Raw genomic sequence first — 24,219 nt, 5'->3', positions numbered from 1 at the left:
GATGCTGTCCTTTATTCATTTCTATTTTTTCTTGTCAATTTTTAACTTTCTCACTATGGCAACAAGCCCTATCATCGATACAATCAGCAAATCAATATAGAAATGTAGTGCCGTTTGGTCACCCGTATTTGGTCTGCCTTCCTGCCAATTCATCTGATGCAAATTGTCATTTTTCTGGTTTTTATTTGTGCCGCTCTGGTTGCCGGTTCCACCGGAATTCCCAGAACTGCCTCCTGGCTTTTGATTCGGCTTGCTGTCGCCTGGTTTGTCCTGTCCTGGTTTATTATCGCCTGGCTTATCGATATCTTCTTTCAGCTTCTGGTAAACCAATACAATTTCCTGATCCTCTGCAGTAAAGACACCCTGACTTTCTCCCTCGGCACGCACATATTTATATCCGCTGATTTCATACTGCTGCAGCTGATACTTGTCACCGATATAGCCAATGTAAGTGTCTTCCTCTCGAATGATATTACCATCCTCATCTACAAAACGAATTACCACTCTGCCCGTCATGACCACATTTGGACTTCGCTTGTACACATAAGTTACAATCTGCACATCCTCGCTGAACGTACCGCTTTCACTGCCCTCAACACGCAGAAACTTGTATCCGCTGATATTCTTTTGACTGGTCTGATAGACTTGTCCGACGAATCCGTTATAGATACTGTCAAATTGTATCGTGTTGCCGTCTTCATCCACATACTTCGCAATCACCGTAGACGCCTTGTCCTCCGGCACATAATACATGATGACAGTCTTTACCCGTTCCTCAATTTCGCCTTCTTCCGCACTGCCTGCGGCTGCCCGTGCTGCATCGTAAAACGGTCCTTCAGATCGAATAAACTGATAGCCCGAAATCTGGTAGCGAACAGCTTTATAAGCGTCTCCGATGTCACCATTAAAGACATCGTCATGTCTGATAGTCAGACCTTCTTCCGTCTGATAGCGAACTATAACAGTACCACCCCTCTCCGGATTTTCAGGAGTATCCGGATCTTCTGGAACATAAATGTAGGTAACTGTCTGATTTTCCTTTTTATAGATCAAAGATTCTGATCCAACTATCTCTTTCAACTGGTAACCTGGTATGGTCAGCGCCGAAGTCTGGCAGCTTTCCCCTAAAACGCCCTGATATACAAGATTACTGTGAAGGGTATTTCCTGTTTCATCTACATAGCTTGCTGTTATCTGCCCTTTTTCAGGCACAGGCTTTTCTGCCGCTTTGCGGTAAACATAGGTGACAAGCTGCGGCTCCCTTTGAAAACGCCCTTGCTCGCTGCCTGTAACTTTAACAAACTCATAGCCTGCAATCTCAATTTGAGAGGTCTTATAACTGCTGCCGTTTTTTCCCTTATAGATGATATCATCGCAAAGCAGATTGCCGTCCTCATCTACATACCTTGCCGTTACTGTATCCGGCATCGTAAGCTTATAATAGTGGGTTACCTCTGCAGTTTCCATGCTGAGTGTGCCTTGAAGTTCTCCTTCTGTTCGAACATACTCATAACCATGGAACTGCTGCACCTCTACTTCATAGGGCGCTCCAACTCTGCCATGTATCAGCAGATCATCCCGCACCGGTTTTCCTTCGTCATCAACAAAATGCACGATAACCCTGCCTTCGTTAATTTTCTCATACACATGGGTGATAACCTGGTTACCCGGCTGGAACGTGCCTGTCGCATCTCCTTCTGTTCTGATATGCTCATAGCCGGAAATGTACGGCGCTGTCACATCATACGCCTCGTCCACATAATCAGTAAAAGAAGCTTCGTCTTTAATCGGCTTTCCGTCTAAATCCACGTACTTTACGGTAATGCTGCCCCGCTGCCTGTAAATATATTTTACCACCTGCACATCTTCACTGAATGTACCGGTTTCATTGCCTTCTACCCGGATAAACTCATAGCCTTCTATATCAAGTTTTTCGGTGCGGTAGCTTTGTCCAACTCCGCCTGAGTAAACTTTTGTCTCCGCCACAGTTCTGCCTGCAGTATCCAGATATCTTGCCAGCACGTCACTGGCGAGAGGTATGTAGAGCACTGTAACTACCTTGACGCCATCCTCAATAACACCGCTTTCTTCACCAATCACTTTATCAAATTTATACTTGGCAATATCCTTTAGCGGCGCAACATAGGCAGCTCCAATATTGCCATTGCACAGAACATCACTGCTGATGGTATAGCCCTGATTATCCTGATAGCGTATGATGACACTGCCACCCTTATCAGAGTCCGGATCGTCTTCCGCTTTTTTCGTGTAAACATAGGTTACAACAATCGGATCTTCCGTATAATTACCTGCTGCAGAACCTATGATTTCTTTAAAAGTATAGCCTGGAATATAAAGCTGTGAAGTCTGATACGCTTCCCCTACATAGCCTTTATATATCATGTCTGGATTGATTTGATTTCCATCCTCATCCTGATATACTGCCGTTACCATACTATTCTCATCTACTGGCAGTTTTTCCTCAGGCTTATAGATAAAAGTAACAAGCTGTGGCTTTTTAGTGTAAGTCCCGCTTACATTTCCTTCAACTCGAACAAAATCATAATCCTCAATCTCCAGCTGATTTGCCTTATATGTCTTTCCTTCCGCACCTTTTCCTACGATATCTTCGCAAAGCTGATTTCCGTCTTCATCAACATATCTGGCTGTTACTGTATAAGGAATCAGGCATTTGTATCGGAATGTAACATCCACTTCATCACTGTCTGGGAATGTACCGCTGGTAGGCGCCCCCTCTGCACGCAGATACTGGTATCCGAACACCTCTTTGTGCGCTACAGAGTAAGGCTTTCCGCTCTTACCGCTGACTTTTTCGTCAGGTAATACTTCATCTCCATCTTCGTCAGTATAATGGATATTGACCGTTCCGTTCGGTAAAAGTGCCTCAATTACATCATCAGGATCCATGTATTTATCCCAGATTTTCAGGTTGTAGACTTTGCCGCCGGGAGAGGCTTCTGCGTTAGTAGCAACATCATCAAAGAAGAACCCCAGTCTGGTTTTTCCACCAATGACCGTCGGTACACCCTGACCACTGCTGTCTTGCACAGACATATCAAATTTTTTATTGACACCATCTACGATATAAGCCTCAAATGTACCGCTCTTATTTCTTCTTACGATTAAATCAACCACCTGATTCGGCTGTGTTACACTGGCGCCGTTGACCCCATAATTGTAGAAATTCAGATGTCCACCATTATAGAAGTAAAACCCTGTATCAACGGTTGAATTCTTATAATCGATAATTTTTCTCCAACCACCGAGAGTGTTTTCAAAAGAAAATTTCAGACCGATGGTATATTCTTCCCCAATATCCTTATCAATATCGATATAAAAACCGCCGCCTCTTGCGGTATTGGAGTGCCACTGCCAATACGTTCCATTGTCAGCATCTTCTCCAAAGCTGGTGGTCGCATTGCTTCTGTTGTTATCCCCAGTAGAACTCCACGCGGTCAGTGTAGAATGACCTTTGGCATCTGTCAAATTATTGTTGAAATTATACTGCACATAAGGCGTTGTATCCTTTTCTTCCTCTGCGTATAGTATGTTAAAAGGAATTGTGCCGATAAGAAGCAAAATGCAAAGAAGTAAACATTTTGTTTTTGTCATTTTCTGTTTCATAAGGCGCCCCTTTCCTACAAAAATCCCGTATATCTTTCTTGATACTTCGTCAAATTTTACTCATCCATGCTATATTCTAGCACAAATTTTTTTCTTAGTAAACTCCTTTCCTTTTGGAAAAAACTGAAATACGATTTGTGTAAGTACTGTTTTGTTTAATTCCTGCTAGATGTATACCGTATCGCACCACAAGATAGCAGAAATAAAACAAAGACTCCCTCAAAATGAAGGAGTCCTCCTGATATGTATAAAAGCTTGTTTTTATTATGATTAGTCAGGTTTCATTTCCTGTTTTTACTGCACCTGAAGTCTTTTCAACGTCTGATCATGCTTTTTTATAAGTTGTCCCTGACTTTTGGTTACTTTCTTTAGAATCGCGATATCTTCATATGCCTCCGGCAGCTTTTCCGATTCACTTTTATAGCGCTCAAAGGTGCTAAGATATACCGCCTCAATATTTGACAAGCCTGGTATGACTCTCTTGTCAATCTGACACTTCATATCTCCTACAGTTGCTTCCAGCTTTCCAATTCGTTCATTGGCAGCCCGCATGCTGGTGTTCAGCATATTAAGCTGACTGTTGGCAAGCTCCATATTCTCTTCCAGTTTGCTGGTTCTATCCTTGAGGACTTCCATATTCTCTTCTAGCTTGCCGGTTCTATCCTTGACGATTTCCATATTCTCTTCCAGCTTGCTGGTTCTATCCTTGAGAATTTCCATATTCTCTTCCAGCTTGCTGGTTCTATCCTTGAGAATTTCCATATTCTCTTCCAGCTTGCTGGTTCTATCCTTGAGAATTTCCATATTCTCTTCCAGCTTGCTGGTCCTAGCCTTGAGAATTTCCATATCGTCTTCCAATCTATCCAACCTGACTTCCAGGCTGCCAACTCTGGCTTCCAGCCTATCCATTCTCTCTTCCAGACCACCGACTCTGGCTTCCAGCCTATCTATTTTCTCTTCCAAAGGTTTAATCCGCTCATCCACAATCAGTCCAATGGCTCTTAAATCATCTCTGCCTAAAATCATATCCTCTCTCCTCCTAAAGCATACAATCCACTCTTCCTACCCCAATCATATCATAAAGGACTATGCCCCTCCAGCCTTTTTTGGTCTCAAAAAAGAAGTTCTATTATTTAAATTACTCCCCATACTGTTGAAAATTCCTCTTTCGCTTGCATCACATATAATTCATTCTTTCCTTGCGCTTTTACACAGTATTCCTCAATTATCACAGCGAGGAAGAGAATATCCGTCAAAAAATGTTTATTTCTGGAAAATCTATTTGCTTACTGTATATTTTTCCCTGTTATTCATACTTCTCAATAGCAATGTACTGCCTGTCTTTCCTGGACTTGCCGCCCACTTCTCGCAAACAGGCTTTGCCTTTTCCCCTTAGTGAAATTTTATCCCCTTCTTTCAACTGAAAATCCGGTTTCACCGTCTCCATATTGTTGACAAAAACGATTCCCCTTGTGATTGCCTCCGCTGCCTTTCCGCGAGAGAGTGAAAATCCCGAAGCCACAATACTATCAAGACGCAGGGACGCTACCGTATCAGTAATTTCTCTCACCTTTGCTTCCGGCACGATGAGCTTAGAAATGTCCAATTTTTCCAGCGAAAGACTGACTCTACCGGCTTTGCAGTAATTCTGCAAAATAAAGTCCGCAATTTCCGCAAGCACTATGATGTCTGCACCGTCATCGCGCACCAAAATATCGCCGATCATCTCCCTCTTCATACCGAGTCCGATGAGAGAGCCTAAATAATCCCGGTGCGTCAACGACTTACTTTTCTCCGATACCTTTGCCCTCACTATCACCAAAGGATTCTCATTCTTCAAATCCGCATACTCCGGCAGATTTAAAAAAATCACTCGCTCCGCCTGGTCATATCCTCCGTAAAACAAAGTCCTCAAGGCAGGTCTTTCTGCCGCCATTTCAGGATCTTCCTCCTGCTTCTGTGTAAAAACCTGGACAAAATTTTTCTTGCAGAAAATCCTCGCTAAAGACTGCTGGTGCAGGTCCATAAATCCGGTATGGGTTGCAATAAATTTATTTTCGCACTGAGCGATTTTATCCTCTATTTGACCTAGAAAAAAGTTATCTTCTTTCATCTATACACTCCTTATAAACTTCCAGTATTTCTTTCTTTTTATTTTACCATATTTATTCCGTCACGAAAATATCAATTTTTTCAATCACAAGATTAATATTTTTAATTTTTATATTGACTTTTTGAATTTACGATGTTAAATTATTGATATCGGAAGGGAGGAAAACGAGTTATTTATGAAGAAGATCATCAGCCGCTGTCCCGTCTGCGACGGGCAACTGAAGGTAACGAGACTGAAATGCAGCCGCTGTGAAACCGTCATCGAAAACGATTTTACACTGAGCAAGTTCGATTATCTTACAGAAGAAGAACTGTATTTCACAGAAACCTTTATCCGCTGTCGCGGCAATATTAAAGAAGTTGAGAAAGAACTGGGCATTTCCTATCCTACAGTGCGCGCTCGCCTGGACGGCATTATCAGAGCGCTGGGATATGAAAATGCAGCCAAAAAAGATGCGGAAGCAATGCGCAGAGAGGAAATCTTAAATTCGCTAGAAAAGGGAGAGATTACAGCAAAGCAGGCGCTTGCCATGCTGAAGTAAAACAAAATGAATCAATTTATGGAGGTAACCACAAGTGGAAGAGAAAATGAGAATTTTAAAAATGCTAGAAGAAGGAACCATCACCGCAGAAGAGGCGTCCGATCTGATAGAGGCACTGCAAAGCACAGATACACAGACCACCCTAATGGCTGAAAAGCCTTACAATAAACGGATGCTTCGCATCCTTGTGGACAATGAATCAAACGGTGACAAGGTCACAGTACAGTTCCCTGTGGGTGCTGTAAAAAAAATTCTAAAAGTCACAGGAAAACTGCCCCTGCCGGAAGAACAGATGCAGGATTTCGATTTAGCCGAATTGATGGAAGCCATCAACGAATGTCTGGATGAAGAACTAGACGGTGACATCGTCAATGTTACTTCTTCCGCCGAAAATACCACTATCCGAATCTGTATTGAATAGGTGATTCCCATGAAAATCAAAATTCACGCAGATAAATATCATATGACCATTCCTGTGCCCGTCAGTCTTGCAGGCGTTGCACTTAAGGTTATCCCAAATTCTGCCTTTGACGCCATGAAGGAATCCGTTCCTAAGGAGTTTGAACACTTAGTCAGCCGCAAAGCAATACAATTTTACTACAAGATGTGCAGGGAAATCATGGCGGAGTATCCCGGTCTTGAAATCGTTCATGTCGAATCCCATGACGGCGCAATGGTGTCCATCAGACTCTAACAAATTTTTTCACTACTAAAGAGTAAATATTTGGGATTAAGATTTATCTTTGGTATTATACATTTTTTGAAAAAGCTTACTATCCGTCGGGCAGGCGAGCCACTTTTTATAGATGGTTAAGAAACCCCTGCCGCGAAACTCTGCAAAATTACCTTGCATTTTTTTAGAAGATGTGCTATATTTTTATTCACCAAAAAGATTCACATACATACTTTGTTTAAGAGGGAGTAGCTGGCAGCCTGCTAAATCGCACGCAGCGAAAGCAGCATGGCTGTAGTAACATGCGTCAATACAATTACCAAGAGGTAATTCGCATCTACTTGAAATAGCGAGACTTTTAAAGCATATTTTTATATTTGCTTTAAAGGTCTCTTTTTTGTTATCCAGGTGAAATCTGGGCATACTTAAGTTTAGAGAAACAGGAGGTTCATTTATGTATTACAATCAAGACATCAGTCAGGTGCTAAAAGCCTTTTCTTCCGCTTCTTCCGGGCTCAGCCCGCAGCAGATTGAAGAAAGCCGCAAAACCTACGGAGAAAATAAGCTTTACGAAAAAAAGAAGAAGAGCGCCCTAAGAATCTTTGCAGAACAGTTCCGCGATCTTTTAGTTATCATTCTGATTATTGCAGCAGCAATTTCTTTCTTTACAGGAAATCAAGAAAGTACCATCGTAATTCTGGTGGTGCTCATTCTCAATGCCATTCTTGGCACTGTGCAGTCCATCAAAGCCGAAAAATCCCTGACAAGTCTGAAAAATCTCTCTGCGCCTATTGCAAAGGTTATTCGCAGCGGAGAAGCACAGGAAATTCCCGCTACCCAGCTTGTCTGCGGTGATATCATCCGTCTTGATGCCGGCGATATCGTTGCCGGAGATGGTCGTATCATCGAAAGTCATTCTTTGAAAGTCAGTGAAAGTTCTCTGACTGGAGAATCTGAGAGTGTCGAAAAAAGTGCAGATATGATTACTGATCATAAAGTAGCGCTGGGAGATCAAACTAATATGGTATTCTCCGGTTCATTGGTTACTTATGGAAGGGCGCTTGCCGTTGTTACCGCTGTCGGCAATTCCACAGAACTTGGAAAAATTGCAAATCTGATGAATCAGACTGCCCAGCGGAAAACGCCCCTGCAGGTCACCATGGATAAATTCAGCCGAAACCTTTCCATCGGTATACTCCTTGTCTGCGCTGGTGTCTTTGCACTCAATCTCTATCGCGGCATGGAGTTCAGCGAATCCCTGCTCTTTGCAGTGGCATTAGCTGTAGCTGCCATTCCAGAAGCACTGTCCTCCATCATCACCATATCCCTTGCCATCGGCACCTCCCGCATGGCTGATCAGAATGCTATCATCAAAGAGCTAAACGCTGTCGAGGGGCTAGGCTGCGTTTCCATCATCTGCTCCGACAAAACCGGTACCCTAACCCAAAATAAAATGACAGTAGAGCAGCTTTCCGTTTCTTCTGAGAAGAAAGAGCCGCTTCTGCAAGCATCCATACTCTGTAACGATACAGTCATCACAGACGGTGCAGTTTCCGGCGATCCAACGGAAACTGCACTGGTCACCTACTATATGACCGAAAAAGATGACTACGATAAAGTAATGGCAGACTTCCCCCGTCTTTCGGAACTTCCCTTCGATTCCGACCGAAAGTTGATGAGTACTCTGCATGAAATAAACGGGGATCCAACCATGTATACTAAGGGCGCCTTAGATGTGATTTTAGCGCGAACCTCCACCCTTTCAGAAGATGAAAAAGAACAAATCCGTCAGACTAATACTGCTCTATCGAAGCAGGGGCTGCGAGTTCTCGCCTTTGCCCGTAAGATTCTGCCTGCACAAAAGGACCTGACCCTGGATGATGAACAAGATCTTGAATATCTAGGTCTGGTTGCCGAAATGGATCCGCCGCGTCCAGAATCTGCGCAGGCAGTAAAAGACTGTAAAACTGCCGGTATCAAAGCTATTATGATTACTGGTGACCACAAGGTGACTGCCTCTGCCATCGCAAAGCGAATCGGCATAATGGAAGAGGGAGATATTGCTGTAACCGGCACAGAACTTGACGCTATGAGTGACGACCAATTACAAGAAAAGCTGCCTCACATCAGTGTTTATGCCAGAGTCAGCCCCGATAACAAAATCAGAATTGTTAATGCCTGGCAATCCCGCGCCCACATCGTCGCCATGACCGGCGACGGCGTCAACGACGCCCCGGCACTGAGAAGTGCCGATGTGGGCGTAGCCATGGGAATCACAGGAACCGAAGTCGCAAAGGACTCCGCTTCCATGATATTGACCGACGATAATTTTGCTACCATCATCAAATCCGTACTCAACGGAAGAAACATCTATGCAAATATCCAAAATGCAATTCAGTTTCTTCTTTCCGGTAATGCTGCCGGAATCCTGACCGTGCTCTACGCCGCCCTCATGGCGCTGCCAGCGCCATTTACCGCAGTGCAGCTTCTGTTCATTAACCTGATTACAGACAGTCTGCCTGCCCTTGCCATCAGCATGGAACCTGCAAATCCTGCACTGATACACAATAAACCCCGTGCAAAAAACGCTTCCATACTGTCTGCAAATGCGCTGTTAAAAATCACAGTTCAGGGACTTCTAATCAGTGCAGCTGCCATTATTGCTTTTCACATGGGGCTAAAAACCAGTACTACTGCAGCTTCCACCATGGCGTTTGCCACATTATGCTTTGCAAGACTTTGGCACGGCTTTAACTGCAGAGGAAAAGCCTCCATTTTCCAGCTGGGCATATTTCGTAACATTTACACGATTGCAGCTTTTGCCCTTGGCGCCGCTCTGCTCTTTGCCATCTTGCGGCTTTCCATCTTTGAAACAGCTTTTGGCATCGCGCCGCTTTCTATCGATCAGCTGCTCCTGGTCTGTCTGCTCGCCTTTGTGCCTACACTGCTCATACAAATATGGAGGCTGGTAAAGACCGCATTCCAGCCAAGCAGCTCCGCTTCGTAACACGCATTTTAGCAAAGAAAGCAGATAACTATAATAAAAAGTCTTAAAACTGCCAAAATCCCGAACTTTTAGGCGATTACTGCCCAAAAGTTCGGGATTTCTATATAGATTCCTGCATTTTGCTTTAACGATTAGCCGGGTTCTCATCTCGCCCTCCTGCCAGCTTCCACTTATATAATACCAGCGCCAGTATTAACGCCATAGTTTCTGAAACACCCATAGACAGCCATACGCCGATTTCTCCAAAGAGTTTTGCAAAGAGCAGCAGGCAAATTGTTACAAAGATCAAACCTCTGCCCATAGAGATTGCCATGGCTGGTTTGTTTTGTTCCAGCGCTGTGAAATATCCCGCCAGAATAATCACCACGCCCAGCGGCAGGAAAGAAAACGAAAACAGCTTAAACGCCCGCACCCCATCCAGGTACAGCGCCATATCAAGGCTTGGATCGATGAAGACCGCCACCACCGGATTAGGGTAGAGTGCACCGACAGCAAAAGACAGCACCGAAGCTACTGCCGCACTAAAAATCGCAATGCGAAGAATATACCGATGAACCGTATTTTCCTTCCTGCCGTGATAAAAACTGACAAGAGGCTGCATGCCCTGATTAATCCCCATCATGGTCATCAGAATCAGCTGAGAAACGTAAGCGATGACCGTATAGATTACCACACCATTATCTCCAGAGACACGTATCAGCACATTGTTGAACATGAAAATAATCACGCCTACAGAAAACTCCGTGACACTGTCGGCTATGCCCAGTTTGGCAAAACCCAGCACCTCCCTGATATGCCATTTGATTTTTACAAACTTAAAGTAGGATTTTTTTGAAAGAAAATGACTCAAAAATACTGTAAAGGTTAGCACCTGAGAAATCCCCGTAGCAATAGCTGCACCCTTTATCCCCCACTGAAATACCATGACAAAGAAATAGTCCAGCGTAATATTGGTAACCGCTCCCACACAGGTCGTCATAATAGCCTTCTTTGGAAAGCCGTCCGCCTTAATCAAAACTTCCATATTATAAGAAGTCATATAGCATGGCACAAAGCAAACAATAATGCGCAGATAATCCTCTACATATTCTATCGTACCCTCCGTCGCACCCAAAAGCAGAGCGAGTCTATGCAAATTCAGCTGTGCTGCAATTACCACAATCCATGCCAGGCAAAATACAGTTACCGTACTGGTGGTAAAAATCCGACTTGCTTCCTTTTGATTATTTTGTCCTTTACAAATAGAAGCTTTTGTGCTGGCGCCCACCGCAAATAAAATGCCCAAAGCAAAAGCAGCATTAATCAGCGGCATAGCAATGTTGACAGCAGCCAGCGCCGTAGTGCTTACACCTCTTGACACAAACATGCCGTCCACCATAGTATAAATGGTGTAAACCCACATTGCTGCCACCGATGGCAGCGCATAGCTGAAAAATTTATGTTTAATCTCCCGTTTTACATCTAAATCCATGATTTCCTCCCATGCTCTTCCCTTTCATTATAAACCTTGGTATAATACCAAGGTAAAGGAGTTTTTTTATGAAAGAATACTACAAAATCGGAGAAATTTCAGCCCTGTATGGAATCGGTACCGACTCCCTGCGCTACTATGAGGAAATCGGGATTTTAAAGCCACATCGTGACAATAACGGCTACAGAATGTACGGTATTGGCGATATCCGCACGTTGAACATCCTGAGAGATCTGCGCACCATTGGCTTTTCTATGGAGGAAATCAAAAATCATCTGGCAGATTTTGATCTTGCCAAAACCCTGGCCCTTTTTCAGCAGGAAATTTCTGTTATCGACGAAAAAATGCTGACCCTGCAAAACCTGAAAAGTCAGCTGACAGACCGCATTTCAGAAATTGAGAGTCATAGAAGGAGCGCACCAGGCAGCGAACAGCCTCACGTCGAAGTCCTGCCTGTACGAAAAATTCTAAAGCTGAGTGAGAGGGTTTACCGTGATGAGGATTTGGACTTTGTCATCAAAAAACTGCAAAAGGAGCACGAATCACACCTCTATCTCATCGGAAACAGCAGAGCCGGAGCCACTATTCCGCTGGATTTTATCGAAAAAGGCCACTATGGTCACTTCAACTCCGCTTTCTGTATTGTGGACAAAGGCAGCTTCGATACAACGCTTCCCGCAGGCAAATATCTTTGCGCAACCTGCTGCGGCAGCTACCAGAACATCCCTGCTGCATGGAAAAACTTTTTCATCCACATGAAAAAAAGCGGGTACACTGCTGACAGCGACCCGCTTGAACTCTATATGATTGATAATCACGACACCAACTGCGAGGACGAATACATCACCCAGCTGCAGGTTAAAATTCGCGGCTGATATACGCTGCTATATCACACCATGAAGTGACAAAACACTGCATCCGATGCCTACTGCAAGGGCTCCTATCATGAAATAGCTGAAAGTTTTCATTCTGTCTTTTGTCGCAAAGGAAAACAAAATGATGGAAGCAAGGGCTCCGGTGATACTTAAAATCCCGGGATAAAACCATCCCTGATTCACTAGAGACCACGGGCTCAATCCTAGGCTATGAAAGACTTCTACCCCAAAGCAGTATCCGCTTTTCATCTCCATTCCAAAGAACAGAAAGAAAAGAAGCAGCCCTATCGCTAATATACGAATCAGTATGTTCTTCTTGTTTGTCTTTTGTGCTGCATTTTCCATAAAAACCCCTCCTTTTGATTCGATTATATCATAGAATTCTTATGTCTGCAACACCAACTTGCCAGTCAAATGTCTCAGTTTCCCAGCTCTTTCAGCGACTTAAAGGTATATCCCTCGTCTTTCCACCTTTTAATCAGTTCCTGCAAAATCTTTGCATTGGTCTTAGAAGTGGAGTGAAGAAGTATCACCGCCCCATTATGAGTCCTTGGCAGCAGTTTTTCCAACGCTTCCTCTCTGGTCGGCTGTTTGTCAACATACCAATCTACGTAAGCAAGACTCCAAAAGACGGTGGTATAGCCCAGCTTTTTCGCCTGCTCCAAATTGGAGGTGCTGAACTTGCCCTGGGGCGGTCTGTAGAACTTTTGCATTTCTTTTCCTGTAACCTCTTTATAGATTTTTTCTACCCCTTCCAGTTCCTCTTTTAATGCCGCCTCGTCGGTGATAGCTGACATATCCGGGTGGTGCATGGTGTGATTGCCGACGATATGCCCTTCCTTCGCCATGCGCTTTACTAAATCCCCGTTTTCCTTCATATAAGTTCCTACCAGGAAAAATGCCGCAGGCACTTTTTCTTTTTTCAGCACGTCTAAAATCTCTCCAGTGCATCCGTTTTCAAAGCCAGCGTCAAAGGTTAAATACAATACCTTTTCTTTGGAATCACTGCAGTAATATGCATCGTATTTAGCGAGTTCTTCACTGCTGGCATTTCCCACAGGCGGCTGCCCTTCAGTCTGAAAAGACAGACCCCAGTCCGTAGCCTGCGTGCTTCCTGCGGTCATCTGTTCCGGTCCTTTCTTCGCCTCTCCCGGTTTGACGACTCGATAGCCCGCAGCAAGACCGATAGCCAGTACCGCCGCCAATGCGCCTACTCCCACTTGCCTTACTCTCTTTTTATTAATATCGATAAACATGGTACACTATATGCAAAACGCTCACCGCCTATGACTGCCAAGCCATTAAATCTGCACCATGACGTTATATTTCAATGTCAAATGGTGCAGACTCTTCTTCAACGGCTCCCCAATCCGCACCATTGACCCTCATTTTAGAAAAAATGGTGCAAAAATACGATGCCAGCTTAGAAATAGCCGCTTCTATTTTTCTATAATTTTACGGTAAACCTGGTCCCAAACTCAGGTCTGGACAGTACTTCGATTTCTCCCTTATGGGCGTCGATAATCCACTTTGCAATGGAAAGCCCAAGGCCAGTTCCCGATTCTGATCGGCTCCTGGCAGCGTCTGCCCGATAAAACCGCTCAAATACATGCACCACTTCCGAAGAAGCCATCCCGATTCCTTCATCCTGAACAATATAAGCAGGTCTTCCGTCAATGCGCTTTGTTCTAAGATAAATAGTATCTCCTGAGCCTGAATACTTAGCCGCATTTTGTACTAGAATGCGCAGGGACTGTTTCAGCATGGCGCGATCTGCACGCAGCCAAAGACCCGGTTCACCCTCAAAGCGGTACACATGATCCTCATCAATCATCTCCGATTCTTCCCACACCTCTTCTACAATTTCCGTCAGATTCACCTGCGTGAACTCCAGCGTATTCCGTCCGCTGTCACCTCTGGCAAGAAACAAAAGCTGTTCAATGAGGTTTTTCATATGTTCAGACTCGTTCTTAATTGCTTCGATGGATTCCTCCAGAATTTTTTCGTCTTCCTTGCCCCAGCGATCCAGCATATTAACATACCCCTGAATAACCGAAATAGGCGTGCGCAACTCGTGGGAAGCGTCAGAAACAAAACGATCCTGCTGCCTGTGGCTTTCCCGCATGCGCTCAATCAGATTATTGATGGCAATCTCCAGACTGCGAAGATCCTGATCTCCCGTGGAAACTTTTGCCTCTGGATTTTCCGGATCCAGTCCTGATACCGCCTGTTCAAAACTTTCCATTTTTGCACTGTCAAAAGCCATGTTAGAAAGCTTTTCTGTTCTGACTGCAATGTCGTTAAGGGGTTTCATCAGATGACGAACCTTTTTGGTGTGAAACAAATCCTCAATAAGCATAACTGCCTGAAGGATTAACAAAATCAGCGCCGGTATTTTAAAGAATGCACCATAATCCCGAATGTAATAGGAATAGACTTTTCCTGATTCTGTCTCTATGATATACCGCCAGTTTTCATAGTTACCCCAGATAAAATCCCGATTGCTGACCATTTCTGAATCCGGCACCAGTCCCTCTCTCCAAAGGAAAAAGCTGACGCAAATAGTAATCAGCAATATCAGGTCGATGGCGATGAAATTAGCAAACTGGCGCAGCCAGAACTCAAAATTTATCTTCCTGGCAATAGAGGTCATGCGGCTTGCTTCGTTCATCTTTTTAATCCTCTTTGACTGCATAGCCTACGCCTCGCACAGTTGTAACAAATTTAATGCCGAAACGATCGTCAAGTTTGCTTCTGATGTGGCGCACATATACATCTATGATATTCGTTTCCCCCATATAATCATAGCCGCATACACTGTCCAAAAGCTTTTCCCGATTCAAAACAATATTCTTATTTTCCATGAGAATGCGAACCAGCTCATATTCTCTGTGATTTAGCTCTACGATTTCGCCGTTATAGGTGACCTCGTGACGATCTGTATCCATGGTGACTCCTTTTACGGTAAATTTTCGAGTATGCTTCTGTCCACTGCGTTTCTTGAATACGACACGAATTCTCGCAAGCAGTTCTTCAATTGCAAAAGGCTTGGTAATATAGTCGTCCGCCCCAGAATCAAGTCCGGAAACCTTATCCATAACCGCATCTCTGGCCGTCAGCATAATAACTGGCATATCAGAAGCCCTTCTGAGCCTTCTGAGCACTTCCAAACCGTTGAGACCGGGCAGCATGATGTCAAGAAGCATCAGATCAAAGCCGCCGCTTTCCGCTAGTTCCAAACCCTGTCTGCCGTCAAAAGCCTTGACTACTGAGTATCCTTCATGAGCAAGTTCAAGTTCCACAAATCTTGCTATTTTGGTATCGTCTTCTACCAGTAAAATTTTCTCTGCCACCTGTATCTCTCCTACTTTCGCTGTTATTTATTTTTCGGGTTGGAAGATCCCTTCACGAACTCTTGGGAAAACTCCTGTCTCACTGTTTCCGCAGCTTCTGCTGCCTTGTCACACGCTTTGTTGATATCTACAGACTGTGTGATTGTTCCACTGAAGCTATAGCTATAACCGAAGAACATTCCTACAATCATCAGCGGCACGATTACCCAAAATGTGCAGCACAGAAGTAAAATCAAAACGATAACCGGCGCATTGACAACTTCCTGCCCATAGCGTTTGACGATAAAAAAGTTTTCACAGCCCTTTTTAATAAGCTGTCCAAACCATTTCAAAATGCGCACCATGATGTTTCCAAACTTCTCACCGTCTTTTTCCTCGTAGCACATTGCAGCCTCTCGAAACGCCTCGCTGGTTTCCTCTGTTTTGGTTGTGTAAGAACCCATTTCCGGTTTCTTGATTTTGCCCTGACTTTCAAGAAGTACGATGGCGTCCAGCAGATCCTCTCCTGCTTCTTCTAAAGCGTTCTTCGCCTCTGCATAAGATACACCTGTCTTTTCGATGATTTTTTCAATTTTTTCAAGCTTATCCATGATAATTTCCTTTCCATTTTTAATCGTTTTCTATGGTATCCCCTTTTGTATACTTATCTTACCTCGTCAACATGAAAGAAAAAGGAAAGAAAGATTAAAAATAGATTAACGTTTTAATAAATCTCTAATGACTTCTCCTGCGATAAGAAGTCCCGCCACCGGCGGCACAAAACTGATACTGCCCGGTGTTCTGCTTCCTGTTTTCACCGGTTCTTCTTTAGAATATAGAACTTTTACGTCTTTGACCCCTCGGTCCCGCAGTTCTTTTCTGATAACCTTTGCCAAAGGACAAACGCTGGTATTACTAATATCGGTAATCTCAAAGCGTGAAGCATCCAGCTTGTTTCCTGTTCCCATGGAGGAAATCACCGGCGTTGCTGCCTCCTTACACCTGCAAATAATATCCAGTTTGGCTGAAGTGGTATCAATAGCGTCCACCACATAGTCGTAGTCCGTAAAGTCAAACTGTGCCGCTTCCTGCGTATCAGGCAGGTAAAAACACCCATAGGTGCTTACTTTACAGCTCGGGTTGATAGATAAAATCCTCTGCTCCATAACCTTTATTTTTTCCATGCCCAGGGTATCATAGGTTGCAATAATCTGCCTATTGATATTGCTTTCTGAAATCACATCGTTATCTACAATAGAAATCATCCCAACTCCTGCTCTCGCCAGAGCTTCACACACATAGCCTCCAACACCACCTGCGCCGAAGACGAGAACCTTTGCCAAAGCCAGGCTGTTGACACCTGCCTCCCCAATCAGTAACTCTGTTCTCTCTGTCCTGCTCATCTTCTAAGTTCTCCTATCACGCCGTAAATAGTTTCACCGCCATATCCCTTGCTGCCAAGACGCCTTGCAATCCTTCCCAAAATTTTTTCCGGAATTTCCTCGTCTCTGCTGACACCTGCAATACGCAGCACCTTCTCCGCTTCTGCCAGCGCCATCGCCCGCTCGTCGTATTCGTTTTCTTCTTCCTGCAAGTAATCCTCAAAAGCATTTTCTATAGTCAAACTGTCCACGCCCTTCTGACGCAGTTCCTGAAAAACCTTTCTCTTGCCCTTGCCTTTTTCAAAGGCATAGCGAAAATAGGATAGGCAGTACGTGGCATCGTTTAAGTATCCATAGGATAAAAAACGCTGAATAAGCGCTTCAATTTCCTCTTCCTCAAAACCCTTTTCTGCTAATTTCTTTTTCATCTCAAAAACAGTGCGGCTTCTGGCGGATAAATACCGCAAAGCCGCATTGTCTATACTGACTGCCATAAGTCCTCCCGATTACAATATTATAATACGCGAATCACTACCTGTGCCTCATCATCTGTACATGCCGCACATTTGATATCCGGTGCAATTTCTATTTCTGTAAAAAAATATTCTCTGTCATTCCAGGCTACCGTGCCAAGCAAATTACTGTTTCTGTCTGCAACAGACGGCATATCGCTAAAAATACCCTGTCCCGTGCACTTGCAAAGTGCTTCTTTTCTGACCCAAACATCGAAGAAGCCTTCCTGTCCCCAAAGCTCCACGTAGTGCTGTTCTTCTTTTGTAAAGAGTCTTCTCGCAATCTCCTCATATTTGCAGTCCTTCACATACTGCAAATCAAGTCCGCAAGGCTGCTGAGAAACCATGCACATCCACAGCGCTCCACTGTGAGACAGTGAAAATTCCAAAGGAATATCCACAAAATATGGCTTTCCTTTATCTTCTCTCAAAATCTCCGCCTCCAGTACCGGATAATCTACACCGGCTTCTCCGCAGTAGCGAACAGCAGCCTGCCTGATAAGGTCATATCCCTTTTCCCCTTTTTCAAAAGGTCCGTCATAAATATAAATACTACTCAAAATCTCATCTCCCCTCAACATTCTTATAAAGAAAAAAGCAAGGACACACAAACGGCGCCCTTACTGAACTTCTCTATTTTCTCTTCTGATTATCAAGGCGCTCTAATACTCTCTGGTAGCCGTCCGCCCCGTAAACCAGACATTTATTAATGCGACTGATTGTCGCAGTAGAAGCCTTTGTCATCTCTTCAATTTCACTGTATGTTTTCTTTAAAGAAAGAAGCTTCGCAACCTGAAGCCGTTGTGCAATGGCATGAATTTCGTTAATCGTGCAGATATCCTCGAAAAATCTATAGCAGTCCTCTCTGTCTTTCAGGGTCAGTATTCCATCGAACAACTCATCAATATCGTCTCTTTTGAACTTTGAATCGTAGGCCATGAACAGGCTCCTTTCTTCTTTCAATATTTTCATTTTCAATTATATCACTTTTACCTGTGAAAGTCAAAGGCAATTCTCTGTCTGATTGTCCGCTGATTAGCCACTTTACACCAAAGCCATCAATCGCTGACTGTGTCAGAAATGTTCATGGTCTGTAAGCTGATACACTGCACGCCATATTTCATTGATTTTTCTTAAATAATGGCACTGCCATCCCGAAAACTGCCACATTCTTCAACTATTTCGGAAATTATGGCGAGACTCCACTTGGGTTTTGACTAAAAATGCCCTAGAAGGACTCCTCGACAAACCTTTTTCCGGTTTTCACTTGCTTATCTAAGATGGCAGCTCCGTTAGGTCCGCCAGTTTTGTCTGGTAAAAGATGAAACGTGGCACATCTAAGCTACCGTATGCCATTTTATCCCGGAAATAAGGAAAATGTGGCACATTTCAACCCGCCGATGCCATAAAACACAAAAATGCAGCGAAAAGTGGCGCTCTAACCCAAGAAAAAACCTGCAGGCCTAAAATCTACAGGATTCGTTTATGCTTTATTAACACTATAGCCACAGCTGAACAAATCGCATCAGGAATTTAAACAGCACCTACAATCAAAAAGGCTTTAGAGTTAAGTCTAAAACCTTTTATACTACAGCACTTGCCCAAAGTGGCTCTACGAAAGCAGCGAAATTGCCTTTTTAAGCTGCATATCTTCCTTTTCATTTTTCGGCTGTTTCACCTTGTAATCCGGCTTGATTCCGATGCCGTGAATTTTATGATTCTTTGGTGACAGATACTGCATAGTGGTCAGCTTCAGAGAAGTGCTATCACTGAACATCATGGAATTCTGAATGATTCCTTTCCCATAGGTTGTCATTCCCACCAACTTTCCGCCCTCATTATCCTTGACGGCGGCAGCCAGAATCTCTGAAGCACTTGCACTGTTTTCATTGATTAAAAGGACATATTTCAGTTTCGTGCAGCTTTCGTCGGAGTTATAGTACTCTTTCTTTCCCTTGCTATCCTCGGTGTGGACGATAGTGCATTCCGGCAGCAATGCATCTGCAATTTCAATACTCTGTTCCATAATACCGCCCAGATTATCCCGAATATCTATGACAACACCTTTAATTTTTTTGTTATTTTCAAAAGCCGACAATTCCCGTTTGAACTGCTCAGCTGTAGATTTTTCAAAGCCAGTAATTCTGATATAGCCATAGGAATCGCCCACTGTGCCCGCATAAACGCTGCGCTCCTCCACAACTCCTCTGACGATGGATACAGTCTTTTCTTTTTTGCCACGCAGATAAGTCAGTTTTACAACAGTCCCCTCCTCCCCCTGAATGGCGGTGGAAACCTCATCTAAGGTACTGTATGACTTTCCGTCTACCTTGCGAATAATATCACCAGCCTTGATTCCGCTGATGTCTGCTGGTCCTTCTTTAATAACGCTGGAAATCTCCATCTGTCCCTTTTCATTTTCTGTGAAGGTAATGCCGATACCACTGAATACTCCCGTAACATAGCGATTCCATTTTTCCGTTTCTTCTTCATTCATGTAACTGGAATACCTATCCCCCAAAGAATCCACCAGCGCCTTATACATGACTTCCATCTGTTCTCTCTCATCGGTTTCCCAAAGAAACTTATCATTGATAGTATTCTGCAGCGTATACAACTTACTATACTTTTGCGACATATCGGTAAGCATATTATAGTCCTTGCCCTGCACCAGCTTTACGCCGGCTGCACTAGTAAGCAGATAAAATCCGCCTGCCGTCAAAAGCAAGGTTACAAGTACCGTGCACAGTATGACTGCTGCAAATTGTCGTTTCTTAATCTTTATCATTTCCTCTCACCTATTCCTCTATGGCCTGCACCGTAATCTGCAGATACTGTTTCCCATTCCATGTCTGACTTTCCAGATTTCCAGTAACTGTAAGAGGCTGACCTTTTTTCAGTAATTCATCGTATGACTTTGCCTCTTTAAATATGACGCACTGAATCTCCCTGCCGTCATCCAAAACGCCGATGAACTTGGTATACTGATTCTGGTTGCCCATCTTTCTGATGGACCCAGGTCTAAGTCTAATACTGACTAGAGGCTGAGGGTTTTCACATCCGAAAGGCTCCAGCATCTTAAGCTCCGCAACCAGCTGCAGATTAACATCACCTGCTTCCAATTTTAAATCTGCCTGAATGTGTGCATCCGCCAACTCCGGATTGTCAGCAAGAATTCTTCCCATCGACTCATTTAAACGACTGCGCAAAGTATCAAGATGCTGCTTTTTCATGGTAAATCCGCAGGCCGCCGCATGACCACCGAACCGCTCAAAGAGTTCCTCGTTATCTTTTAAAAGGTTGTAAAGGTCTATTCCCTCAATACCCCTTCCAGTGCCTTTAAGGCAATCTCCCGCCGTAGGAGTAACAATCACTGTAGGTCTATGGTAGATTTCCTTCAGCTTTCCTGCAACAATGCCAGTAATCCCCTCATGGGCATCCTCCAAATCTATAACAAGAAAAGGGGCAGTCTGATATTTTTCTTCTACAATATTGCAGCACTGTTCAAAGGTTTCGCTCTGAATTTTCTTTCTCTGCTGATTGCAGGAAATTAAAGTTTCCACCCCTTCTTTCACCTTTTCGCTGTCCTTTTCCATCATCAAAGACGCTGCAATTTTGGCATCCTGCATACGCCCAGACGCATTGAGATGCGGTACGATTACGTAAGAGATATTCTCCGATTTAATCTTTCCTCTCTGTAGACTGGTTCCCTCGATAAGCTTTGAAAGCCCCGGTCTTTGGGTCAGGTTTAGTGACCGAATTCCATATTTGGCCAAAGTGCGGTTTTCATCAACCAAAGGCACAATATCTCCAATGGTGCCCACGCCAACAAGATCCAACGTTCTGTTAACTGCAGACTTTGGAAGCCCTGTCTCCGCTGCAATTGCCTGCGCCAGCTTAAAGGCTACTCCTACTCCTGCCAGATGTTTAAAAGGATATGGACAGCCTGGCTGCATAGGATTAATCACCAGGCAGTCCGCCACTTTATCTGTAATGGTATGATGGTCTGTTACCAGTATTTTAAGTCCGATTTCCTTGGCATGTTCTACCTCTGCGCAGGATACACTGCCACAGTCCACGGTAATCACAAGATCAATTCCCGCTGCCTTGATTTTGTCCAGGGCTCCGCAGTTAAGTCCGTACCCTTCCTCAAAGCGGGACGGAATATAATATGCCAGATTGGACGTCAAATTGGACAAGACCTCCATAAGCACTGCCGTAGAAGTGATTCCATCAGCATCGTAATCTCCATAGATACAGATTTTCTCGTCCTCTTCAATAGAAGACAATATTAAATCCACTCCTGCCTCCATGTTAAGAAGCAGGAATGGATCGTAAGTCTTCTGAGGTTTGTCCGACAGAAACTCTTCAATATCAGCTTCCGTCTCAATACCTCTTTTATGCAATAACTCGTATATTCTAGGTTGTAAATTCATTCTTCACCCTTTATTTAAAAATATGACATCGGATCCACATAAGAGCCGTTGATTCTGACTTCAAAGTGCAGATGAGGTCCAGTGGACACACCACTGTTTCCGGAGTATGCAATAATCTGCCCCCGTTTGACATGCTGTCCTACGCTAACCTCCACGTGGTCGTTATGACCGTACAGAGTACTGATTCCGCTTCCGTGGTCAATTACTACTGCTACGCCATATCCGCCGTAAGAATTGCTTGCCACGATAACGGTTCCATCAGCCGCTGCATAGACAGGTGAACCATAGCTGGCGCCGATATCCACACCCGTATGTCCAGTATAATAGCCTGTCACAGGGTGAATACGGAAACCAAACGGTGACGTAATGTAAGTGGAATTGGTCGGCCACATAAATTTGCCGCCCTCGTAGACTTTATTCTGATCCTGCATATTTGCAATTTCATCACCGATTCGCTCGGCTTCCGAATTAAGCTCGTCTAGCTTTTCCTGCAGTGCAGTCTGGTCCTCTTTCAGAGAATCTCGCTTCTCCTGAGCTTCGCTTTTTTTCTCGCCAAGTTCCTTTTGCTCACGCTCAAGGACATTCTGTTTTTCTTCCAGCTCTTTCTGCTGGTCTTCCAAAGTCACAAGGATATTCTGGTCATTTTTATAGATTTTCTGAATCATCTCCAGATTGGATATGAACTCAGAAATACTGCTGGAACCAAGAAGCACATCCAGATAGCCTACAGAACCATTTTTGTACATAGTTCTAAGACGTTTGTTAAGACCGTCTTCCCTTGCTTTTATCTCTTTGATGGTCTTTGCAATTTCAGCCTCCGCTTTTTCAAGCTCAGCTTCCTTTTTCTCAATGGAAACTTGAATTTTGTTAATTTCTGCCTGCTGATCCTCAATTTTGGAAACCAGCTCCTGCATATCGTCTTTGACTTCTTTTGTCTGCTCTTTAATCTCATTCAACTCTTCCTGCTTATCCGCCTTTGTGTCCGCATAACTGAGACCATAAGTGCTAAAGACTGCGACAAGCACAAATATTAAAAAGCAGATTAAACTTTTCTTTTTCATATCTTATCTCCTCATATTGATTCAATTCTTTTTTGCATCGAAGTTTATGTATCCAAAAATCTTCTCATAGAGATGATGCTGCCCCATGCGCCGATACTGATACCCATCGCCAAAAAGATACAAATCAAATTCACTGCAAGGTATCCTGCAGGCACCAGCGGGGACGATAATATAGTCATCACCTGTGTACCAATTAAATCCACGATCTTGCTGTAAATGCCGAAAGTGATTCCCGCCGAAACCATGGAAGCCAGAATGCCGATGATAATGCCTTCCGCAAGAAACGGTCCTCTAATAAACCAGTTGGTCGCACCGACATATTTCATGATAGAAATTTCTCTGGACCTTGCAAAGACAGTAAGCTTAATGGTGTTGGACACAACTACAATGGAAACTACTACTAAAAATGCCATGATAATCAAAGCAGCTATCTGCAAAAATCCAGTTACCTTTGTAAGTTTTTCAACGGTTTCCTGATAATATTTCACATCCTCTACGCCATCAAGACTTGCCGCATAATCAGTAACCGCTCCTGCGCTCTCCAAAGTATCTACTGTAATCAGTACGGAATTCGGAAGCGGGTTATTGCCCAGTGAATCCAAAAGGTAGCTGCTCTCTCCCCAGCGGGATTTCATAATGTTCAGAGCATCTTCTTTGGTTCTGTATTCCACCTTCTCAACACCCTTGCGTCCCTCGATTTTATCCATGATATCCTGCGCTTCTTCGGTAGTTGTCTCATCCAGTAGGAAAATCTCTACTTGATCATAATCAGATTTTACCATTTCAGTAAAAAGATTAATATTAACTGTAATCACAAAGAACAACCCCAAAATCAGCATCATCGCCGTAATGGCAAATACCGATGCAAGACTCATCGCCTTGTTTCTGCCAATCTGCACAAAAGCCTGTTTGATATTATAAAGAATCTGACTCATCGCTGTCGCCCTCCTCTTCTGCCAAAGATTCGGCTTCTTGATTGTTTTCAAGCTTTCCATATTCAGTGGTCTTAAACCGCATCGTCTTAAATTTTTCGCTGTCATCTGCCAAGTCTGGCAAAGCACAGTTGTCCTCACTGACAGCAAATTCTTCCAAAGTCAGAGACTCCATTTCAGAAACTTCCGGCTCAGCAGCCTCTGGTTCAGAGTGTTCTTCTACAGAAGCTTCTTCAAAA

At 43.9% G+C, this 24,219-nt stretch carries 22 protein-coding genes; 5 read left to right on the top strand and 17 right to left on the bottom strand.

All coding sequences use genetic code 11. From position 1 onward, the window contains the following. Positions 1-21 precede the first annotated feature (21 nt). The 3 genes from V1225_RS06585 to V1225_RS06575 all read right to left on the bottom strand — a co-directional run bounded on the left by V1225_RS06585 (position 22) and on the right by V1225_RS06575 (position 5,758). Positions 22-3,645 (bottom strand): MucBP domain-containing protein, encoded by a 3,624-nt coding sequence (locus tag V1225_RS06585; RefSeq protein WP_338548010.1) that lies wholly within the window; start codon positions 3,643-3,645, stop codon positions 22-24. Between the two features lie 294 nt (positions 3,646-3,939). Next, positions 3,940-4,671: a hypothetical protein gene (locus tag V1225_RS06580; protein WP_338548008.1), complete on the bottom strand. Its 732-nt coding sequence runs from the start codon at positions 4,669-4,671 to the stop codon at positions 3,940-3,942. Between the two features lie 280 nt (positions 4,672-4,951). Continuing rightward, on the bottom strand, positions 4,952-5,758 hold the full coding sequence (locus tag V1225_RS06575) for a YlmH/Sll1252 family protein (protein WP_338548006.1): 807 nt from the start codon (positions 5,756-5,758) through the stop codon (positions 4,952-4,954). Between the two features lie 175 nt (positions 5,759-5,933). Between V1225_RS06575 and V1225_RS06570 the strand changes: the two genes are divergently transcribed. The 4 genes from V1225_RS06570 (at position 5,934) to V1225_RS06555 (ending at position 9,979) form a co-directional block, all read left to right on the top strand. After that, positions 5,934-6,299: a DUF2089 domain-containing protein gene (locus V1225_RS06570; RefSeq protein WP_160200693.1), complete on the top strand. Its 366-nt coding sequence runs from the start codon at positions 5,934-5,936 to the stop codon at positions 6,297-6,299. A 34-nt stretch (positions 6,300-6,333) separates the two neighbouring features. Further along, entirely contained in the window at positions 6,334-6,720 is a 387-nt protein-coding gene (locus tag V1225_RS06565) for a hypothetical protein (RefSeq protein ID WP_160200694.1), read from the top strand. Between the two features lie 9 nt (positions 6,721-6,729). Beyond that, positions 6,730-6,993, top strand: coding sequence for a hypothetical protein (locus tag V1225_RS06560; RefSeq protein ID WP_161908693.1), 264 nt, complete (start codon positions 6,730-6,732; stop codon positions 6,991-6,993). Between the two features lie 433 nt (positions 6,994-7,426). After that, positions 7,427-9,979 (top strand): cation-translocating P-type ATPase, encoded by a 2,553-nt coding sequence (locus tag V1225_RS06555; protein WP_338548003.1) that lies wholly within the window; start codon positions 7,427-7,429, stop codon positions 9,977-9,979. Positions 9,980-10,103: 124 nt separating this feature from the next. On the opposite strand, the gene V1225_RS06550 is transcribed toward V1225_RS06555, so the two are convergent. Next, positions 10,104-11,450 (bottom strand): MATE family efflux transporter, encoded by a 1,347-nt coding sequence (locus tag V1225_RS06550; protein ID WP_161908691.1) that lies wholly within the window; start codon positions 11,448-11,450, stop codon positions 10,104-10,106. Between the two features lie 68 nt (positions 11,451-11,518). Here V1225_RS06550 and V1225_RS06545 point away from each other — a divergent pair, with 68 nt between their 5' ends. Continuing rightward, positions 11,519-12,325: a MerR family transcriptional regulator gene (locus tag V1225_RS06545; RefSeq protein WP_338548001.1), complete on the top strand. Its 807-nt coding sequence runs from the start codon at positions 11,519-11,521 to the stop codon at positions 12,323-12,325. Positions 12,326-12,334: 9 nt separating this feature from the next. On the opposite strand, the gene V1225_RS06540 is transcribed toward V1225_RS06545, so the two are convergent. The 13 genes from V1225_RS06540 to ftsX all read right to left on the bottom strand — a co-directional run bounded on the left by V1225_RS06540 (position 12,335) and on the right by ftsX (position 23,983). After that, entirely contained in the window at positions 12,335-12,670 is a 336-nt protein-coding gene (locus V1225_RS06540; RefSeq protein ID WP_251613104.1) for a hypothetical protein, read from the bottom strand. Positions 12,671-12,744: 74 nt separating this feature from the next. After that, positions 12,745-13,545: a delta-lactam-biosynthetic de-N-acetylase gene (gene pdaA / locus V1225_RS06535; RefSeq protein WP_251630282.1), complete on the bottom strand. Its 801-nt coding sequence runs from the start codon at positions 13,543-13,545 to the stop codon at positions 12,745-12,747. Between the two features lie 227 nt (positions 13,546-13,772). Then, positions 13,773-14,996 carry an ATP-binding protein gene (locus V1225_RS06530; protein ID WP_160200701.1) on the bottom strand — a complete coding sequence of 408 codons (1,224 nt, stop codon included), beginning with the start codon at positions 14,994-14,996 and terminating at the stop codon, positions 13,773-13,775. Positions 14,997-15,000: 4 nt separating this feature from the next. Continuing rightward, entirely contained in the window at positions 15,001-15,678 is a 678-nt protein-coding gene (locus V1225_RS06525) for a response regulator transcription factor (protein ID WP_338547997.1), read from the bottom strand. 23 nt (positions 15,679-15,701) lie between these two features. After that, entirely contained in the window at positions 15,702-16,268 is a 567-nt protein-coding gene (locus V1225_RS06520; protein WP_160200703.1) for a DUF4342 domain-containing protein, read from the bottom strand. Between the two features lie 105 nt (positions 16,269-16,373). Beyond that, the gene (locus V1225_RS06515) at positions 16,374-17,060 is read right to left on the bottom strand and encodes a tRNA threonylcarbamoyladenosine dehydratase (protein ID WP_160200704.1); all 687 of its coding nucleotides are present in this window, start codon (positions 17,058-17,060) and stop codon (positions 16,374-16,376) included. Further along, positions 17,057-17,533, bottom strand: a complete 477-nt coding sequence (locus V1225_RS06510) for a regulatory protein RecX (RefSeq protein WP_160200705.1) — start codon at positions 17,531-17,533, stop codon at positions 17,057-17,059. Before V1225_RS06510 ends, V1225_RS06515 begins: the two co-directional genes overlap by 4 nt. 20 nt (positions 17,534-17,553) lie before the next feature. Beyond that, positions 17,554-18,111, bottom strand: coding sequence for a 4'-phosphopantetheinyl transferase superfamily protein (locus V1225_RS06505; RefSeq protein WP_160200706.1), 558 nt, complete (start codon positions 18,109-18,111; stop codon positions 17,554-17,556). A gap of 73 nt (positions 18,112-18,184) precedes the next feature. After that, entirely contained in the window at positions 18,185-18,490 is a 306-nt protein-coding gene (locus V1225_RS06500) for a YerC/YecD family TrpR-related protein (RefSeq protein ID WP_160200707.1), read from the bottom strand. Positions 18,491-19,163: 673 nt separating this feature from the next. After that, on the bottom strand, positions 19,164-20,339 hold the full coding sequence (locus V1225_RS06495; protein WP_338547992.1) for a S41 family peptidase: 1,176 nt from the start codon (positions 20,337-20,339) through the stop codon (positions 19,164-19,166). 10 nt (positions 20,340-20,349) lie between these two features. Beyond that, positions 20,350-21,987 (bottom strand): single-stranded-DNA-specific exonuclease RecJ, encoded by a 1,638-nt coding sequence (gene recJ / locus V1225_RS06490; RefSeq protein ID WP_338547990.1) that lies wholly within the window; start codon positions 21,985-21,987, stop codon positions 20,350-20,352. Between the two features lie 14 nt (positions 21,988-22,001). Further along, entirely contained in the window at positions 22,002-23,048 is a 1,047-nt protein-coding gene (locus tag V1225_RS06485; protein WP_161908684.1) for a peptidoglycan DD-metalloendopeptidase family protein, read from the bottom strand. A gap of 44 nt (positions 23,049-23,092) precedes the next feature. Continuing rightward, entirely contained in the window at positions 23,093-23,983 is an 891-nt protein-coding gene (gene ftsX, locus V1225_RS06480; protein WP_160200711.1) for a permease-like cell division protein FtsX, read from the bottom strand. Positions 23,984-24,219 lie beyond the last annotated feature (236 nt).

It is taken from the genome of Emergencia sp. JLR.KK010, assembly GCF_037018265.1.
Classification (GTDB): Bacteria; Bacillota; Clostridia; order Peptostreptococcales; family Anaerovoracaceae; genus Senimuribacter; species Senimuribacter intestinalis.
This window is presented reverse-complemented; position numbering and strand designations above follow the sequence as displayed.

What these genes read in the sequence shown, in the direction of transcription:
- ftsX (WP_160200711.1), bottom strand. Translation starts at nt 23,983, where the DNA reads ATGAGTCAGATTCTTTATAATATCAAACAGGCTTTTGTGCAGATTGGC.
- V1225_RS06510 (WP_160200705.1), bottom strand. Translation starts at nt 17,533, where the DNA reads ATGGCAGTCAGTATAGACAATGCGGCTTTGCGGTATTTATCCGCCAGA.
- V1225_RS06540 (WP_251613104.1), bottom strand. Translation starts at nt 12,670, where the DNA reads ATGGAAAATGCAGCACAAAAGACAAACAAGAAGAACATACTGATTCGT.
- V1225_RS06580 (WP_338548008.1), bottom strand. Translation starts at nt 4,671, where the DNA reads ATGATTTTAGGCAGAGATGATTTAAGAGCCATTGGACTGATTGTGGAT.
- V1225_RS06550 (WP_161908691.1), bottom strand. Translation starts at nt 11,450, where the DNA reads ATGGATTTAGATGTAAAACGGGAGATTAAACATAAATTTTTCAGCTAT.
- V1225_RS06545 (WP_338548001.1), top strand. Translation starts at nt 11,519, where the DNA reads ATGAAAGAATACTACAAAATCGGAGAAATTTCAGCCCTGTATGGAATC.
- V1225_RS06560 (WP_161908693.1), top strand. Translation starts at nt 6,730, where the DNA reads ATGAAAATCAAAATTCACGCAGATAAATATCATATGACCATTCCTGTG.
- V1225_RS06570 (WP_160200693.1), top strand. Translation starts at nt 5,934, where the DNA reads ATGAAGAAGATCATCAGCCGCTGTCCCGTCTGCGACGGGCAACTGAAG.
- V1225_RS06500 (WP_160200707.1), bottom strand. Translation starts at nt 18,490, where the DNA reads ATGGCCTACGATTCAAAGTTCAAAAGAGACGATATTGATGAGTTGTTC.
- V1225_RS06555 (WP_338548003.1), top strand. Translation starts at nt 7,427, where the DNA reads ATGTATTACAATCAAGACATCAGTCAGGTGCTAAAAGCCTTTTCTTCC.
- V1225_RS06575 (WP_338548006.1), bottom strand. Translation starts at nt 5,758, where the DNA reads ATGAAAGAAGATAACTTTTTTCTAGGTCAAATAGAGGATAAAATCGCT.
- recJ (WP_338547990.1), bottom strand. Translation starts at nt 21,987, where the DNA reads ATGAATTTACAACCTAGAATATACGAGTTATTGCATAAAAGAGGTATT.
- V1225_RS06515 (WP_160200704.1), bottom strand. Translation starts at nt 17,060, where the DNA reads ATGAGCAGGACAGAGAGAACAGAGTTACTGATTGGGGAGGCAGGTGTC.
- V1225_RS06585 (WP_338548010.1), bottom strand. Translation starts at nt 3,645, where the DNA reads ATGAAACAGAAAATGACAAAAACAAAATGTTTACTTCTTTGCATTTTG.
- V1225_RS06485 (WP_161908684.1), bottom strand. Translation starts at nt 23,048, where the DNA reads ATGAAAAAGAAAAGTTTAATCTGCTTTTTAATATTTGTGCTTGTCGCA.
- V1225_RS06520 (WP_160200703.1), bottom strand. Translation starts at nt 16,268, where the DNA reads ATGGATAAGCTTGAAAAAATTGAAAAAATCATCGAAAAGACAGGTGTA.
- V1225_RS06530 (WP_160200701.1), bottom strand. Translation starts at nt 14,996, where the DNA reads ATGAACGAAGCAAGCCGCATGACCTCTATTGCCAGGAAGATAAATTTT.
- V1225_RS06495 (WP_338547992.1), bottom strand. Translation starts at nt 20,339, where the DNA reads ATGATAAAGATTAAGAAACGACAATTTGCAGCAGTCATACTGTGCACG.